The sequence below is a fragment of the Peribacillus sp. NPDC006672 genome, from assembly GCF_050274955.1.
Classification (GTDB): Bacteria; Bacillota; Bacilli; order Bacillales; family DSM-1321; genus Peribacillus.
In genome coordinates, this window is the sequence record NZ_JBNNOR010000001.1 from 543,210 (window position 1) to 557,274 (window position 14,065).

Annotated in this window: 16 protein-coding genes and 2 riboswitches; of the genes, 13 read left to right on the plus strand and 3 right to left on the minus strand. The window is 40.9% G+C overall.

The features are described from left to right. Positions 1-121: 121 nt before the first annotated feature. The 9 genes from ACQKKK_RS02725 to ACQKKK_RS02765 all read left to right on the plus strand — a co-directional run bounded on the left by ACQKKK_RS02725 (position 122) and on the right by ACQKKK_RS02765 (position 4,979). Positions 122-502 carry a Spx/MgsR family RNA polymerase-binding regulatory protein gene (locus ACQKKK_RS02725; RefSeq protein WP_427613868.1) on the plus strand — a complete coding sequence of 127 codons (381 nt, stop codon included), beginning with the start codon at positions 122-124 and terminating at the stop codon, positions 500-502. A 104-nt stretch (positions 503-606) separates the two neighbouring features. Next, positions 607-1,683: a competence type IV pilus ATPase ComGA gene (comGA, locus tag ACQKKK_RS02730; protein WP_427614057.1), complete on the plus strand. Its 1,077-nt coding sequence runs from the start codon at positions 607-609 to the stop codon at positions 1,681-1,683. Then, the gene (comGB, locus tag ACQKKK_RS02735) at positions 1,667-2,701 is read left to right on the plus strand and encodes a competence type IV pilus assembly protein ComGB (RefSeq protein WP_427613870.1); all 1,035 of its coding nucleotides are present in this window, start codon (positions 1,667-1,669) and stop codon (positions 2,699-2,701) included. Before comGA ends, comGB begins: the two co-directional genes overlap by 17 nt. Positions 2,702-2,779: 78 nt before the next feature. After that, positions 2,780-3,088 (plus strand): competence type IV pilus major pilin ComGC, encoded by a 309-nt coding sequence (gene comGC, locus ACQKKK_RS02740; RefSeq protein ID WP_427614059.1) that lies wholly within the window; start codon positions 2,780-2,782, stop codon positions 3,086-3,088. A 7-nt stretch (positions 3,089-3,095) separates the two neighbouring features. Beyond that, the gene (gene comGD / locus ACQKKK_RS02745) at positions 3,096-3,539 is read left to right on the plus strand and encodes a competence type IV pilus minor pilin ComGD (protein ID WP_427613871.1); all 444 of its coding nucleotides are present in this window, start codon (positions 3,096-3,098) and stop codon (positions 3,537-3,539) included. Further along, entirely contained in the window at positions 3,526-3,864 is a 339-nt protein-coding gene (locus tag ACQKKK_RS02750; protein WP_427613873.1) for a hypothetical protein, read from the plus strand. The genes comGD and ACQKKK_RS02750 overlap by 14 nt, the downstream gene beginning before the upstream one ends. Further along, entirely contained in the window at positions 3,812-4,291 is a 480-nt protein-coding gene (comGF, locus tag ACQKKK_RS02755) for a competence type IV pilus minor pilin ComGF (protein WP_427613875.1), read from the plus strand. The genes ACQKKK_RS02750 and comGF overlap by 53 nt, the downstream gene beginning before the upstream one ends. Continuing rightward, positions 4,284-4,670: a competence type IV pilus minor pilin ComGG gene (comGG, locus tag ACQKKK_RS02760; RefSeq protein ID WP_427613877.1), complete on the plus strand. Its 387-nt coding sequence runs from the start codon at positions 4,284-4,286 to the stop codon at positions 4,668-4,670. The genes comGF and comGG overlap by 8 nt, the downstream gene beginning before the upstream one ends. A 123-nt stretch (positions 4,671-4,793) precedes the next feature. Next, positions 4,794-4,979: a YqzE family protein gene (locus ACQKKK_RS02765; RefSeq protein ID WP_427613879.1), complete on the plus strand. Its 186-nt coding sequence runs from the start codon at positions 4,794-4,796 to the stop codon at positions 4,977-4,979. A 47-nt stretch (positions 4,980-5,026) separates the two neighbouring features. Here the strand turns inward: ACQKKK_RS02765 and ACQKKK_RS02770 are convergent, their stop codons facing one another. Then, positions 5,027-5,824 (minus strand): YqhG family protein, encoded by a 798-nt coding sequence (locus ACQKKK_RS02770; RefSeq protein ID WP_427613881.1) that lies wholly within the window; start codon positions 5,822-5,824, stop codon positions 5,027-5,029. Continuing rightward, on the minus strand, positions 5,802-7,490 hold the full coding sequence (locus tag ACQKKK_RS02775; RefSeq protein WP_427613883.1) for a DEAD/DEAH box helicase: 1,689 nt from the start codon (positions 7,488-7,490) through the stop codon (positions 5,802-5,804). Before ACQKKK_RS02775 ends, ACQKKK_RS02770 begins: the two co-directional genes overlap by 23 nt. Positions 7,491-7,861: 371 nt before the next feature. Further along, positions 7,862-7,949: riboswitch (glycine riboswitch) on the plus strand. Between the two features lie 3 nt (positions 7,950-7,952). After that, positions 7,953-8,035: riboswitch (glycine riboswitch) on the plus strand. Positions 8,036-8,172: 137 nt separating this feature from the next. Between ACQKKK_RS02775 and gcvT the strand changes: the two genes are divergently transcribed. From gcvT to gcvPB, 3 genes are read left to right on the plus strand one after another with little or no spacing between them, the layout of a single operon-like run. After that, positions 8,173-9,279 (plus strand): glycine cleavage system aminomethyltransferase GcvT, encoded by a 1,107-nt coding sequence (gene gcvT / locus ACQKKK_RS02780; protein ID WP_427613885.1) that lies wholly within the window; start codon positions 8,173-8,175, stop codon positions 9,277-9,279. A 17-nt stretch (positions 9,280-9,296) separates the two neighbouring features. Continuing rightward, positions 9,297-10,643 (plus strand): aminomethyl-transferring glycine dehydrogenase subunit GcvPA, encoded by a 1,347-nt coding sequence (gcvPA, locus tag ACQKKK_RS02785; RefSeq protein WP_427613887.1) that lies wholly within the window; start codon positions 9,297-9,299, stop codon positions 10,641-10,643. Continuing rightward, positions 10,636-12,093, plus strand: a complete 1,458-nt coding sequence (gcvPB, locus tag ACQKKK_RS02790; RefSeq protein ID WP_427613889.1) for an aminomethyl-transferring glycine dehydrogenase subunit GcvPB — start codon at positions 10,636-10,638, stop codon at positions 12,091-12,093. The genes gcvPA and gcvPB overlap by 8 nt, the downstream gene beginning before the upstream one ends. A 147-nt stretch (positions 12,094-12,240) precedes the next feature. Here gcvPB and ACQKKK_RS02795 read toward each other — a convergent pair whose 3' ends face one another. Beyond that, positions 12,241-12,624, minus strand: coding sequence for a rhodanese-like domain-containing protein (locus ACQKKK_RS02795; RefSeq protein ID WP_427613891.1), 384 nt, complete (start codon positions 12,622-12,624; stop codon positions 12,241-12,243). Between the two features lie 215 nt (positions 12,625-12,839). Between ACQKKK_RS02795 and ACQKKK_RS02800 the strand changes: the two genes are divergently transcribed. Beyond that, complete coding sequence (locus ACQKKK_RS02800; RefSeq protein WP_427613892.1) at positions 12,840-13,676, plus strand: lipoate--protein ligase family protein; 837 nt, start codon at positions 12,840-12,842, stop codon at positions 13,674-13,676. Positions 13,677-14,065 lie beyond the last annotated feature (389 nt).

Here is a 14,065-nt window from a genome sequence, read left to right on the forward strand (position 1 = left end):
AAAAAAAATTCACAATTTAAACGGTTTTAAAAGGTAAAGTGGTGTACAATGATTATACAAATATTATACAGTTATTGTAAGGATTATAAATATATACAAAATGTGAACGGGGTGGATTAGTATGGAACAGTTAACTTTCTTTTCGTACCCAAGTTGTACATCTTGCCGAAAAACAAAAAAATGGTTAAAAGCCAATCATGTTTCCTTCGATGAGCGACATTTATTCAGAGAGACTCCAACAGAAGCGGAGTTAAAAAGAATTCTTGAATTGACAACGGAAGGACTTGATGAAGTCTTAGCAACAAAAAGTGAAGCTTACAAAGGCTTACATATTAATATTGACGAAATGATGATTTCTGATGTCATCCAATTATTAACAAAAGAACCAAGGTTATTAAGAAGGCCCATCCTCATTTACGGGAAAAAACTGGTGATTGGTCATAATGAGGACGCATTAAGAAATTTGGTTTCACAAAGGCTTGATTTGAAAATGAGCATGTAAATCAATTCTCGAAATTTTTTCGGGGATTTTTTTTATTGATAAGCAGGAATTTGTCGTGGATTGTCGAATTTATCCAACAAGAAACATAGGAGGTGATGAATGTTTTGATATCGATTGAAAAGACCGCAGAAAAAATACTTACCAGTGCCATACTGTCATCGGCTTCGGATATCCACATTTTTTTTCGCAGGGAGGGGCCCCTCATCCAATTCAGGATAGACAATAAGCTCGTTCCTCAGGAAACCATATCATTCTTTGAAGCTGAAAGGCTGATAGCCCATTTGAAGTTCCTTGCTGCAATGGATATAGGCGAGAAAAGGAGGCCACAGAGTGGTGCAATCACCATCAATTTGGCTAACCAAGTGGTTGGACTCCGCCTTTCCACTTTACCCACTGCCTATCTCGAAAGCTTGGTCATCCGCTTAATACCCCAACAGAATATCCTTCCTCTAGAACAGTTATCCTTATTTCCAAACACCGTTCAAAAATTGATTGCACTTCTGAAGCATTCCCATGGCATGCTCATATTTACCGGTCCGACCGGCAGTGGAAAAACCACGACACTATATTCCCTGCTTCATCATGCCCATGAGATGATCAATCGAAATATCATATCACTTGAAGATCCCATTGAAAATGTATCCGAAAAGGTACTGCAAGTCCAAATCAATGAAAAGGCAGGCATTACTTATTCTGTCGGACTAAAAGCTGTGCTAAGGCATGATCCAGATGTGATTATGGTTGGGGAGGTCAGGGATGCCGAAACGGCCAAAATTGCAGTTCGTGCCGCATTAACCGGTCATTTGATACTTACAACCATGCATACAAGGGATGCACAGGGCGCTATCTCCAGGTTACTTGAATTTGGTGTCAGCCTGCTTGAAATTGAACAGAGTTTGATTGGCGTGACAGCACAGCGACTGGTTGAATTGAAATGTCTTCCATGTAAAGGCGACTGTGCTATTGCTTGCCAAATGACTGCCAGGAATAAAAGGGCAAGTGTGTATGAATTGCTTTATGGAAAAAGCATGGCCAATGTCCTCCGGATGATGGGGGATGAAAAAGTAAAGGGTACGGTCAGCTACCGCCAATTGAAGGATGAAATAGGGAAAGCGATTGCAATGGGCTATGTGGATTCACGGGAATATGAACGGCTGGTATACGATGAAGCAAAAAAGTAAATGGAAGCTAAAAGAACAGGCGGTCTTTATTTCGAAATTAGGGGACTTATTAAGTCATGGTTATCCCTTGGCGGACGCATTGCATTTTCTCGAATTTCAGGAATCGAAGAAGAAAGCGGAAGATTTCGCTCAGGCCATAAAGGATTTAAGGAATGGATATCCGTTGCACCAGGTGCTAATCCACCTTAATTTTCATCCGCAGCTTGTAAGTTATATATTTTATGGAGAGCAATACGGCGACCTGGATCGGGCGTTGAAAGAGGGAGGGCAATATTGGAAGAAAAGAACGGAGGATATGGATAAAGTAAAAAAGTTAATGGTATATCCCGTATTCTTAGTCTTTTTTGTAAGCATCGTTTTTTATATACTTCAGAGTGTTCTCCTTCCTAAATTTCAGGCGATCTATTTCACGATGGATGTCGATCAGAATGTAATCTTGAAATTACTGTCAGCTTCTACATTCATTCTCCCAGTCCTCCCCTTCATTTTCCTCGGATTGATCCTATTCCTGTATGTGCTCAAACGATTTTGGTTCAATGGATTATGCCCATTAAGGCAGCGGCGGATTTTGATGGGCATTCCGATATTCGGGACCTTCATCAAGTTATACGAAACTTATTTCTTTGCAAGCCAAGTCAGTGGCTTGCTTTCCGGAGGACTATCCATTAACGAAAGCATCAAATTATTCTCTAAAAATCAGCAACAGCCTTTTTACCAAAAACTATGCTCGATCATTAAGGATGATCTGACCGAGGGAAGATCGCTTGAAATGATCTTTCAGGAGCTCCCCTATTTCGATGGAAACTTACCGGTGGTTGCTGCAAATGGTCAAAAATACGGCAGGCTGGATGCGGAGCTGCATCATTACAGTCGTTTTTTACTCGAGAAAATTGAAGAGAGAATGAATGCAATATTGAAAATCATTCAGCCTCTTATGTTTTCCTTGATAGGTCTTATGATCGTTTCCATTTATTTAGCGGTTTTGTTGCCAATGTTCTCTCTGCTCGAAGGTATATAGGATTTAGTATTGCATTCTGGAGGTGAAATTGCTCTGAAATCACCTGGTGTCAGATGGTTTCAGGAGCAGGATGATATGATGAAGAAAATGATGAATGAACGAGGTTTTACACTAATTGAGATGCTTATTGTTTTACTTGTAATATCTATTCTTTTGATTATTACAATCCCAAATATCACAAAGCATCAAGCCACTGTCCACTCTAAAGGGTGTGAAGCATTCGTGAAGATGGCTCAAGCGCAGGTTCAGGCATATGAGATTGATAATGCTAAACTGCCTGTAAGTATCGATGAATTGGAAAGCCAAGGCTATCTCAAACAGACATCTTGTCCTAATGGGAATGATATTAGTTTGGATAACAAAGGAAAGGTAACGGTCGTTGAGTAGGAGAAAAGTGAATATACGGCATTCCAATGGGGGGTATACCCTGTCTGAAACCCTTATTGTCCTCGTTATTTTTATACTCCTGATTTCCATAAGCCCAAATTTATATCCAAGCTTCACTAAAGGGATGGAGATCAGGTTATTCATCTCTCAATTCCATGAAGATCTTTTCTACGCACAACAGTATGCCATCAGTCATGAGAGCTTGATTTACCTCCATGTTGATAATACCAATAAGGTTTATAGCGTTTCGTCTTATAAGGACGGAACTCTTCTAGAGAGAAGCATACCAGAGGATATACAGTTTTTAAGTGGAACATTAGGGTTTAGCTTTCATTTTAATCAGTATGGAAATACTTCAAAAGCTGGAACAATGATGGTTGATACTTCAAAAGGAAAGTACAAATTGGTCCTCAATATCGGTAAAGGGAGGTTCAGGATTGAGAAATTGTAAGGGTTACGTCTACCTTGAGATTATTGCCGCATTTTCCGTTTGTATTTTCATGGTCCTTGCCATTTTACCAATTCTTGAAGAGTTATTGATGGATCGGAAAGATATTGTCGTAAGGACAGAAGCCCACCATTTATTATATGAAAGATTGACGGCGTTCATGGATGGGGAGATACAAGCAGTTGGTCAGGAAATCATTTACAAAAAAAGATCCTATGAATTGGTTTGGAAGGACCATGGGGATTTCCCGGGAATGATTGAAGGGTGTGTACGTTATGAAGATGAATCGGGTAATCTGGAATCCATTTGTGATGCTGCGAAAAAATGATGGCTTTACGATGATCGAAATGCTTTTTTCTTTAATGATTTTAATGACGACGTCCCTTTTTGTTCTACAGCTTTTTTCTATCATTCACACCCAAATGGGGTCCGTTGATAAATTGCATCCTAAAGAGTGGGAGGTCTTTACCATGCAAATGAAGCAGGAGGTCCGGAGTTCCAAAGATCAGGATGTAATGGGAAATAAATTATATTTGCTTTCAGGTGAGCAATTATCAGCGTTTGAACAATATGAAGATAAGGTCCGAAGACAAGTGAATGGAATGGGGCATGAGGTCATCTTGCAGAACATTTCGGAATTCCGGGTTGAGAAGGATGGCGGTGTCATTGTGATAAATATAACGGATAAAGCAGGGACTACTTTCAGTCGAAGATTTCATCCTTTCTTTCATAATGTGAAGAAAGTCGATGAATAATCAAAAAGGAGTCGTTCTCCCGATGGTAATGATTGTAGCAAGTGTTTTCATCATGTTGACGATATTAATGATCGATCAATTTATCCTCGATAAAAGGTTTTATAAAGAAGTGGAAGAATCGCTTGTGGCCGACCATCTTGTACATCTCGCTGTTAAGGATGTGACGGAAGAGTTAGGGGAAGTGATCCCGGAAATCATTCAGGGGGAAATCTCATACCCAAATGGTATGGTGCGGTATACCTTGACGAAGCAAGACGGTCCTTACGTCTATATCGAGTTTTCTTCCACAACTAAAAATGGCCGCGTTGGCAGGGTCATCATTCAATACGATAAAGAAGCGGGGAGAGTGATAGAATGGATAGAAAAGCAGGCTATGTAATACTCAAAGATCAACTCTCTTTTTAAAACGCTGACCCATTTTCAACGATTTTACGTGTTTAAGGAACAAGTGAAGGATTAAAAGAAGCGCTAGCAGGGCATACTTTTCATAGGGTGATTTTATATGTCTACAAACGCTTATATTAAATATCTGACGCAACAGCTTGTCGAGTATTTTAATCTGACCAAAAAAGAACGAAAAGAAAAGCGCCGTCATAGAAAAGAGGATAAAAATCAGGGTATATCCCATTGGTTTGGCATTGTCCCTTTTGCTTTGTCGATGTTCGTAAGGAAAAATATCAAAAAATAAAACAGATGTCCTAAACTTAGGACATCTGTTTTTTAGCATCGTTTTTACTATCCCAACGCCCTATCTGAAAGGTAAAATAAACCTCCGTTGATGATCGATATTCGGATGTTCGGTTCATATTGAGCTTTTAAGGCTTCTTTTTCGGTAAAATAACTTTCACTTTTTTCGTCCATATCCTTGTAAAAATGCTCCAATAAATTTAAGTCATTCTGCCAGCGCAGCATGGCTTCTTCCGCCCAAGAATGGTCATCATCCTCGAAACTCGTTCTAATGTATGTATCGAGTCTTGCCAATCCACTCTTCGGCATGATGAGCGGTGAAAGCGTAAAGGAGTAATCCGGTATTTTGGGGGTGACCTTAATCGGTAAAACCCGATGGTGAAATCCTTCCATGATTTCGCCCGAGATTAAATTCAATCCAATGGACATAAAAGTATCTTTTTTACGATCGCATTGATAGGATACTTTCACATTCAGGGTAAGCCAAGGAAACAATGGATTATTCCTGCCCATTGATTGAGGAGTATCCTCAAAAAGTCTAGTATACCCTGCTAGCTTTTTTGTTGATTGAATAATCTGATGGAGGCGAGGGGAGCCAAAATGAATCATTTCTCCCTTTAGGTCGGGTGGGGCTTGTTCTGGATCGGTAATGAAAGTCATCTGGGCTGGGTTCGGAATGCCACCCGTTTTTTCCAGGTAGTGCCAATAAAAGGGCCGGTTCATTAATTCTTTATCCATTTCTATCGTTAGTTGAACTGTGAGGTGGGTTGGTTTATTATCCAGTATTTCACAATCATTGGCGTTAAAATAAGTTATTAAAAAATCATGAATTTCCTGTTGCTGCATGAACCTCACCTTCCTTCATGGATTGAGCGAATTGGATCAACGATGAAAAATTATCCATCTTGACTTTCATTTCGCCCTCTGTTTTGGACTCGCCGACCACATCAATTAAATATTCTTCAATGTTGTTAATATCCAGTTTGGTTAGAATATCATCTAATTCACCAATTACTTTTTCAAATAAATTAATTTTTTCGTATAGTAACTTTAGAATATGTTCTTCAACAGTATTTTTCGTGGCAAAGTTGTAAATTCTGACATCTTCTTCTTGTCCAAGGCGGTGAATCCGCCCAATTCTTTGCTCAAGCCTCATGGGGTTCCATGGCAGGTCAAAATTAATCAAGTGATGGCAGAACTGAAGGTTTATTCCTTCCCCGCCAGCTTCTGTTGCAATTAATACCTGTATTTTCTTTTGGAATAATTCTCGCATCCAGTCTTTCTTTCCACGTTTAAATCCGCCTCGAAAAGGGACTGAAGAAATTCCATTCTGTTGCAGATACCATTGTAGATAAAGCTGAGTCGCTCGGTATTCGGTAAAGATAATCACTTTGTCATCAATTTTCTTGATCAGTTCCAAAGCTTTTTCAGCCTTGGAGTTCTGAACCGTTTCATTCACCTTTGAAAATAAATCATCAAGCTTTGCCAAAAAGTCAGGGGTAGGCTGGTCGTATTTGGCTTTCATGTTTTTTAAAGTATAAAAGACCGCCTCTCTGCTGCTGCAGGCTTCTCTTTGGAGAGTGAGAGCAGAAAAGGAGCTTCCTTTTGTTCCATCAGAAATAGGTTTGAATTTGGAAACAGCATCGTACAATGCTTGCTCGGTTGGAGAAAATTCAATGGTGATGGTTTCCACATGCCTTTTTGTCCATTCAATACCAGTATCGGCCCTCCGGTTTCGAATCATAACCGTGTTGACCAATTCCTTTAGGTGTTCATCTTCAATTATGTTCCGGCCTTTCCCTTTATATTTTTCCGAAAAGAGTGAGGCATTTCCTAAGTGGCCTGGTTTCAATAACGAAACGAGGTGAAAAATTTCTTCAACTTTATTTTGAATGGGAGTAGCTGTCAGAAGTAAACAAAATTTCTTTTTCAGATTTTGGACGAATTCATAGTTTTTCGTCTTATTATTTTTAAGTTTATGAGCTTCGTCAATGATGATGAAGTCATATTCCTGATTGAAAATGATATCACGATGTGGTGCACGTTTCGCTGTATCAATGGATGAAATGACCACATCACAGGAGTCCCAGACATAACTTTTTCTCTGAACGACTGCCGGAATATGAAACTTCGTATTCAATTCAAAAGCCCATTGTGTTACAAGGGAAGCCGGTACAAGGATCAATACCTTCTTTACAAGGCCTCTGATCATATACTCCTTGAGGATCAAGCCGGCTTCAATTGTTTTTCCGAGCCCTACCTCATCTGCTAAAATAGCCTTTCCATTCATCTTTTCGACCACTTGCTTTGCAGCTTCCAATTGATGGGGAAGCGGGGTTAACTGAGGAAGGTGCTTGGGTGCCTGTAAACCTTCAAAATCAGGGATGATGAGATTTTCCTCCATTTGAACCGCCAACTTATATAGTTCCCAATTTCCCCATGGACCGTCATTATCCATCTTTTGTAAAAACTCGTCATTCCATTCAGAATTGAAGGATATATTGATTTTCATAGAAATAACTCCCTCTTAAATCATAAATTCCTTAATATAAGGTCAAAACCCGAACATTTCATATGTGAAGTAAGAAAAATATTTCTCTTCAAAAGATATTGCAGAGATAAGTTTCTTAGGGTAGGATATAAGTATATTTAGAAAATTCCAATTTCCAAACGCTAAAAAGAATCTTTGTATCGATGGCAGTTCGCGTTTTCTTAGTATGGGCTATAGGCACCTGCTTTATCCAAAATTTACTGAAGGAGATCATTCAAACGGTTTCTGAAGTTTTTGGAGATTTGGCAGAGAAGGCATTCCAAGATGCTCAAAGGTTTTACTAATGGGTGGGGCTTATTCACTTAATTTCATTGGTAGACCATTATATGCGGGTGAAGATAAGGGGAGAGACTACGGATGTAGCGCCGAAGGAGCAAACTTAGCAGTGAATCTCTCAGGCAAAAGAACTCTTATTGGACGCAACTCTGGAGAGCGCCGCCCGTTTGGGACGGCCACCAAAGGGGAAAACCTATTATATAGGTAAACTTTCAGGTTTCAGGACAGAGAAAAAGCTCAAACGGGCTTTCTCTGTCCTTTTTTGTGCTTTTTTCACATCATGAATCAGGATATCTGATGCGTAAGGACAAAAAGCTTTTGATAATGAAGCCAATTTAATTTTAAAAAATCTGAGGGGGGTCATTTTTTGACCAATTTAAAAAGAACACCACTATTTGAGGTTTATCGTGAATGCGGAGGGAAAACGATTGATTTTGGCGGCTGGGAACTTCCTGTCCAATTTTCGGGTATAAAGGACGAACATGAAGCGGTACGTACAAAAGCGGGTTTGTTCGACGTTTCGCATATGGGGGAAGTTGATGTTAAGGGTCCTGGGAGTCTTTCCTTTTTACAGAAGATGCTGACGAATGATATATCAAAGCTGCAAACGGGCGGTGCCCAATATACGACTATGTGTTACGAAAACGGCGGGACGGTTGATGATCTCATCGTTTATAAAAGGGCGGAAGACGACTATCTGCTCGTGGTCAATGCAGCGAATACAGAAAAAGATTTCGATTGGCTGCAAGCTAATCTAACGGAAGATGTCCAAATTACGAATGTATCGAGTGACTATATACAGCTAGCACTTCAAGGACCATCTGCAGAGAAGATATTGCAAAAACTTTCGGAAAATACTACCTTAAGTGAAATTGGATTTTTCAAGTTCAAGGAAAATGTCATGATAAATGGTATCTCCACGTTGGTATCCCGTACTGGATATACTGGTGAAGATGGTTTTGAAATATATAGCGACAGTGAAAACGGCCCTGCCCTTTGGAAGGCGATTTTGGATGCCGGAAAGGAAGAAGGGATACAGCCGATTGGTTTAGGTGCTCGTGATACACTGCGTTTTGAAGCGAAGCTGCCGCTGTATGGGCAGGAGCTTTCAGCGGACATTACTCCAATAGAAGCCGGGATTGGTTTTGCGGTAAAAGTGGATAAGGAAGCCGATTTTTTCGGGAAAGCCGTTCTTGCTGAACAAAAGGAGAAAGGGGCACCCCGCAAGCTCATGGGAATTGAAATGATTGACCGTGGCATTCCTCGTCATGGGTATAAGGTTTACAGCGGGGACAAAGTCATTGGGGAGGTCACGACTGGTACCCAATCACCAACGCTGAAGAAAAACGTAGGATTGGTACTTATCGATAAAGAATATTCGGTGCTGGATGCGGAAGTTGAAGTGGAAATCCGTTCCAAACGTTTGAAAGCCGTTATAATACAAACACCTTTTTATAAAAAACCACGTAAATAGAGGGGAATGGTCATTAGATGAAACATCGTTATTTACCCATGACAGAGCAAGATAAACAAGAAATGCTGGAAGTTATAGGGGTACCTGCTGTTGAAGAACTTTTCAATGATATCCCTGAAAGTGTTCGCTTTCAAGGAGAATACGATATCAAACCTGCTAAATCGGAACCTGCATTAATGAAAGAATTATCAAGGCTTGCTGCCAAGAATGCGGATCTTAAAAACTATGCTTCCTTCCTTGGTGCGGGTGTCTATGACCATTATGCACCGGTCATCGTCGATCACGTTCTTTCCCGTTCTGAATTTTATACGGCTTATACACCTTATCAGCCTGAAATTTCACAGGGTGAGCTGCAGGCCATCTTTGAATATCAAACGATGATTTGTCAATTGACGGGTATGGACGTAGCTAACTCCTCCATGTATGACGGCGGGACTGCGCTAGCTGAGGCGGCCATGCTTGCTTCAGGTCAGACACGGCGCAAGAAGATTCTCATTTCAGGAGCAGTTCACCCTGAATCAAGAGAAGTTGTGAAGACATATGCGAAAGGGCAACGCGTGGAAGTGATTGAAATTCCTTATAAAGACGGTGTGACGGACATGGCTGCTTTAAGGGAATTAATGAATGATGACATTGCAGGAGTGATTGTTCAATATCCGAATTTTTTTGGTCGAATAGAGCCATTGAAAGAAATGGAAGAAATCATTCATGGCGTCAAGTCCATGTTTATCGTTTCCAGTAATCCGCTTGCACTTGGGGCTTTGACACCCCCTGGTTCACTCGGTGCAGATATCGTGACGGGAGATGCTCAGCCATTTGGCATACCAGCGGCATTTGGTGGACCTCATTGCGGATATTTTGCCGTCACGAATAAACTTGTAAGGAAAGTCCCGGGCCGACTCGTCGGTCAAACGGTGGATGAAAATGGAAAAAGAGGGTTTGTGCTAACGCTTCAAGCTCGTGAGCAGCACATTCGCCGTGATAAGGCCACATCCAACATTTGTTCCAATCAAGCGTTGAATGCCTTGGCAGCTTCTGTTGCAATGACAGCGCTTGGGAAAAAGGGTGTCAAAGAAATGGCCGTGCAAAATATTCAAAAAGCGCATTATGCGAAAAAAGCTATAAAGGCAAAAGGGATAGAAGTGATGTTCGACGGTCCTTCATTTAATGAATTTGTCATTAAACTGCCTGCTTCGTTTTCAGAAATCAATAAAAACCTTTTTGAAAAAGGGATGATTGGCGGTTTTGATTTAGGTACGGTTTATCCTGAGCTGAAAGACCATATGTTGGTTGCGGTAACGGAACTTAGAACAATAGAAGAAATCGATGCACTTGCGCAGGAATTGGGGGATCAACATGAATAATCAAGATCAATCACTCATTTTTGAAATCAGCACTTCCGGTCGAATCGGGTACAGTCTGCCAGAAATGGATGTTGCAACTATTCCGCTCGAAGAAATTCTTCCTGCCGACTACATCCGTGAAGAAGAGGCAGAGCTTCCTGAGGTGTCCGAACTAGATATCATGCGTCACTATACAGCACTTTCCAAACGGAATCATGGGGTGGATTCGGGTTTTTATCCGCTGGGTTCATGCACGATGAAATATAATCCGAAAATAAATGAAAATGTGGCACGCTTTAACGGTTTCGCCCATATCCATCCATATCAAGACCCGACTACAGTCCAGGGAGCCTTGGAACTATTATTTGATTTGCAGGAACATTTAACGGAAATCACAGGGATGGATCTAGTAACATTACAACCTGCAGCAGGTGCACACGGTGAATGGACAGGATTGATGATGATTCGCGCTTTTCACGAAGCGAATGGCGATACAGAACGGACGAAAGTGATTGTACCTGATTCTGCACACGGTACGAATCCTGCCTCTGCAACTGTTGCCGGACTTGAAACGATTACAGTGAAGTCCGATGAAAATGGGTTAGTCGACCTAGAGGATTTAAAGCGTGTTGTCGGACCGGATACGGCGGCCTTGATGCTGACGAACCCCAATACATTGGGATTGTTTGAAGAGAACATTTTGGAAATGGCACAACTTGTCCATGATGCCGGTGGGAAGCTTTACTATGACGGAGCCAATCTGAATGCAGTGCTTTCAAAAGCACGCCCGGGTGATATGGGCTTTGATGTGGTTCACTTAAATCTCCATAAAACATTCACAGGTCCGCATGGCGGCGGCGGTCCGGGTTCCGGACCTGTAGGGGTAAAGTCGGATTTGATTCCCTATTTGCCTAAACCGCTTGTGGTCAAACAAGATGATCAATTCGTTCTTGATTATGATCGCCCGCAATCCATTGGCAGGGTAAAACCTTATTATGGGAACTTCGGGATAAATGTGAGAGCTTATACGTACATTCGTTCAATGGGTCCTGATGGTCTTAAAGCCGTCACAGAGAATGCGGTCATCAATGCCAATTATATGATGCGCAGATTGGAACCTTATTTTGACTTACCATATAATCGTCATTGTAAGCATGAATTCGTATTAAGCGGACGCAGGCAAAAGAAATTAGGGGTCAGGACACTAGATATAGCCAAAAGATTGCTGGATTTCGGGTATCATCCGCCAACCATTTACTTCCCGTTGAACGTTGAAGAAGGAATGATGATAGAACCGACTGAAACGGAGTCAAAAGAAACGCTGGATGCGTTCATCGATGCTATGATCCAGATTGCCAAGGAAGCGGAGGAAACTCCGGAAATCGTTCAGGAAGCCCCGCATACAACCGTTATAAAGCGGCTTGATGAAACTCTTGCTGCAAGAAAACCGATTCTGCGTTATCAAGCCTAGCCTGATAGCTTACATGAAAAAATCCCTGCCTGTCGGCGGGGATTTTTTCATGTTTATGTATCCTGTGAAAGAATTTATCAAAGTCCAAGAGCCTTGATGTACATGAAGGGCTTCTTGATCAAAAAGAGCCCATGCGAAGATGGGGCCTTATTTCTTTGCTTTGATTTTACCGGTCCACATTTTGAAACCGCCCTTTAGGTGAAAAAGTTCCCTGTAGCCCTTTTTGTAAAGCATGGCTGCAGCTCTTCCACTGATGATTTCGCTTTGAGCGTACAAGTATACAGGCTTGTCCGGCCTAATTTCGACCAAGCGAGTTTTCATTTGCGTCATAGGGATGTTTCTTGCGCCTAAGATATGACCATTATCGAAATCATTCGGTTCCCGCACATCGATTAGCTGCACTTTTCTGTAGTTAGCGATAAATTCGTCCTGTGTTAATGTTTTAACGATTTTACGCTGGCGGTACCAATTAAAAAGTGAATAAGCAATAACCACTCCTATGATGATGAGCAGTGTATATAATATTTCCAAGCATAAAAACCCCCTTCTACCTAAACGATTACAGACAATCCTTATTATATAATTGCTTTACCCAATAATCAAAAAGAATTTTCATCAAATTCTTTATCGACTTGATAGCACTTTCTTTTTTAGAGTGTTAAAGTCTGTTAAACTACTACATGTGAGTTTTTTAGTGGGGTATAAAGGAATTACTGAAAAACAGTCTATTGAAATGAGGGGTAAGGATGACTAAGGAAAAATGGGGTTTTATAGATTCTGGATATTGTTCACCGGCTTTTAATATGGCGCTGGACGAAGCACTGTTAAACTGGCAAAGCAAAGGGGAAATTCCGCCAATCATACGCTTTTACGGTTGGAATCCAGCGACATTGTCGATTGGTTATTTTCAAAAGGCAGAAGCGGAAATCGATATGGAAGAGGTCAAAAGGCAGGGTCTTGGTTTTGTTCGCAGACCAACAGGAGGACGAGCGGTACTGCACGAGCATGAATTGACTTATAGCGTAATCGTTCCAGAATCTTATCCAGGAATGCCATCTACCGTTACTGAAGCATATCGTGTCATTTCTGAAGGAATATTAATGGGGTTCAGGAATCTTGGATTGGATGCTTATTTTGCTGTGCCTCGGACCGAACAGGAAAAAGCGGCTTTAAAGGCGCCAAAGTCTTCAGTCTGCTTTGATGCTCCAAGCTGGTATGAACTGGTTGTTGAGGGCAGGAAGGTCGCTGGCAGTGCACAAACCAGGCAAAAGGGCGTCATCCTTCAACACGGGGCCATTTTGCTTGAACTAGATGATGAAAAACTCTTTAGCGTATTTAAATTCTCAAATGACAGGGTTAAAGAGAGAATGCAAAAGAATTTAAAAAACAAAGCTGTTGCCATAAATGACATTGCCGGAAGAAAGATTACCATCCCTGAAGCAAAAGATGCTTTCGAAAAAGGTTTTGCCGATGGACTTTCGATTGATTTAGAGCCATACGTCCTCACCGAACAGCAATTGCTGGAAGTGAAGGCCATAGCAGAAAGCAAATATGAGAGCGATGAATGGAATTTCATGAGATAGGAAAAGCAGCAGGATAATTAGAGTGGATAATAAAAAAGTTTTTTCAGATTTGTTTGACCAAATAAGCTATTCCTTGCAGGGATAAGCCCTAAAAGGCATGGGGAAAAAGCAAGGTCCAAATTAATTGAAATCTGATGAAAAATTATTGTAAATCGACATTTTCCTCCCTTTTGCTAACTATATTAATTGATTTATCGTTTGACAAAATTAAATGTTATTCAAAACAAACACAATATATAGTAGTTGAAATATTTAATGCGACACTATATATTGATTTTTGGGTTTCGCTATGATAAATTTAGGGTACTTGTGAAGCGAAACGGACATGTAAGGCTACATATAGATTTTTGCGGCAGCAAGAACGGATCTTGAAACATATAAAGGAGAGG

Bases quoted from the DNA above. Each gene is read 5' to 3' on its own strand.
- ACQKKK_RS02725 (WP_427613868.1), top strand. From the start codon at position 122: ATGGAACAGTTAACTTTCTTTTCGTACCCAAGTTGTACATCTTGCCGA.
- comGB (WP_427613870.1), top strand. From the start codon at position 1,667: ATGAAGCAAAAAAGTAAATGGAAGCTAAAAGAACAGGCGGTCTTTATT.
- comGC (WP_427614059.1), top strand. From the start codon at position 2,780: ATGAAGAAAATGATGAATGAACGAGGTTTTACACTAATTGAGATGCTT.
- comGF (WP_427613875.1), top strand. From the start codon at position 3,812: ATGAAGATGAATCGGGTAATCTGGAATCCATTTGTGATGCTGCGAAAA.
- comGG (WP_427613877.1), top strand. From the start codon at position 4,284: ATGAATAATCAAAAAGGAGTCGTTCTCCCGATGGTAATGATTGTAGCA.
- ACQKKK_RS02765 (WP_427613879.1), top strand. From the start codon at position 4,794: ATGTCTACAAACGCTTATATTAAATATCTGACGCAACAGCTTGTCGAG.
- ACQKKK_RS02770 (WP_427613881.1), bottom strand. From the start codon at position 5,824: ATGCAGCAACAGGAAATTCATGATTTTTTAATAACTTATTTTAACGCC.
- ACQKKK_RS02775 (WP_427613883.1), bottom strand. From the start codon at position 7,490: ATGAAAATCAATATATCCTTCAATTCTGAATGGAATGACGAGTTTTTA.
- gcvPA (WP_427613887.1), top strand. From the start codon at position 9,297: ATGAAACATCGTTATTTACCCATGACAGAGCAAGATAAACAAGAAATG.
- gcvPB (WP_427613889.1), top strand. From the start codon at position 10,636: ATGAATAATCAAGATCAATCACTCATTTTTGAAATCAGCACTTCCGGT.
- ACQKKK_RS02800 (WP_427613892.1), top strand. From the start codon at position 12,840: ATGACTAAGGAAAAATGGGGTTTTATAGATTCTGGATATTGTTCACCG.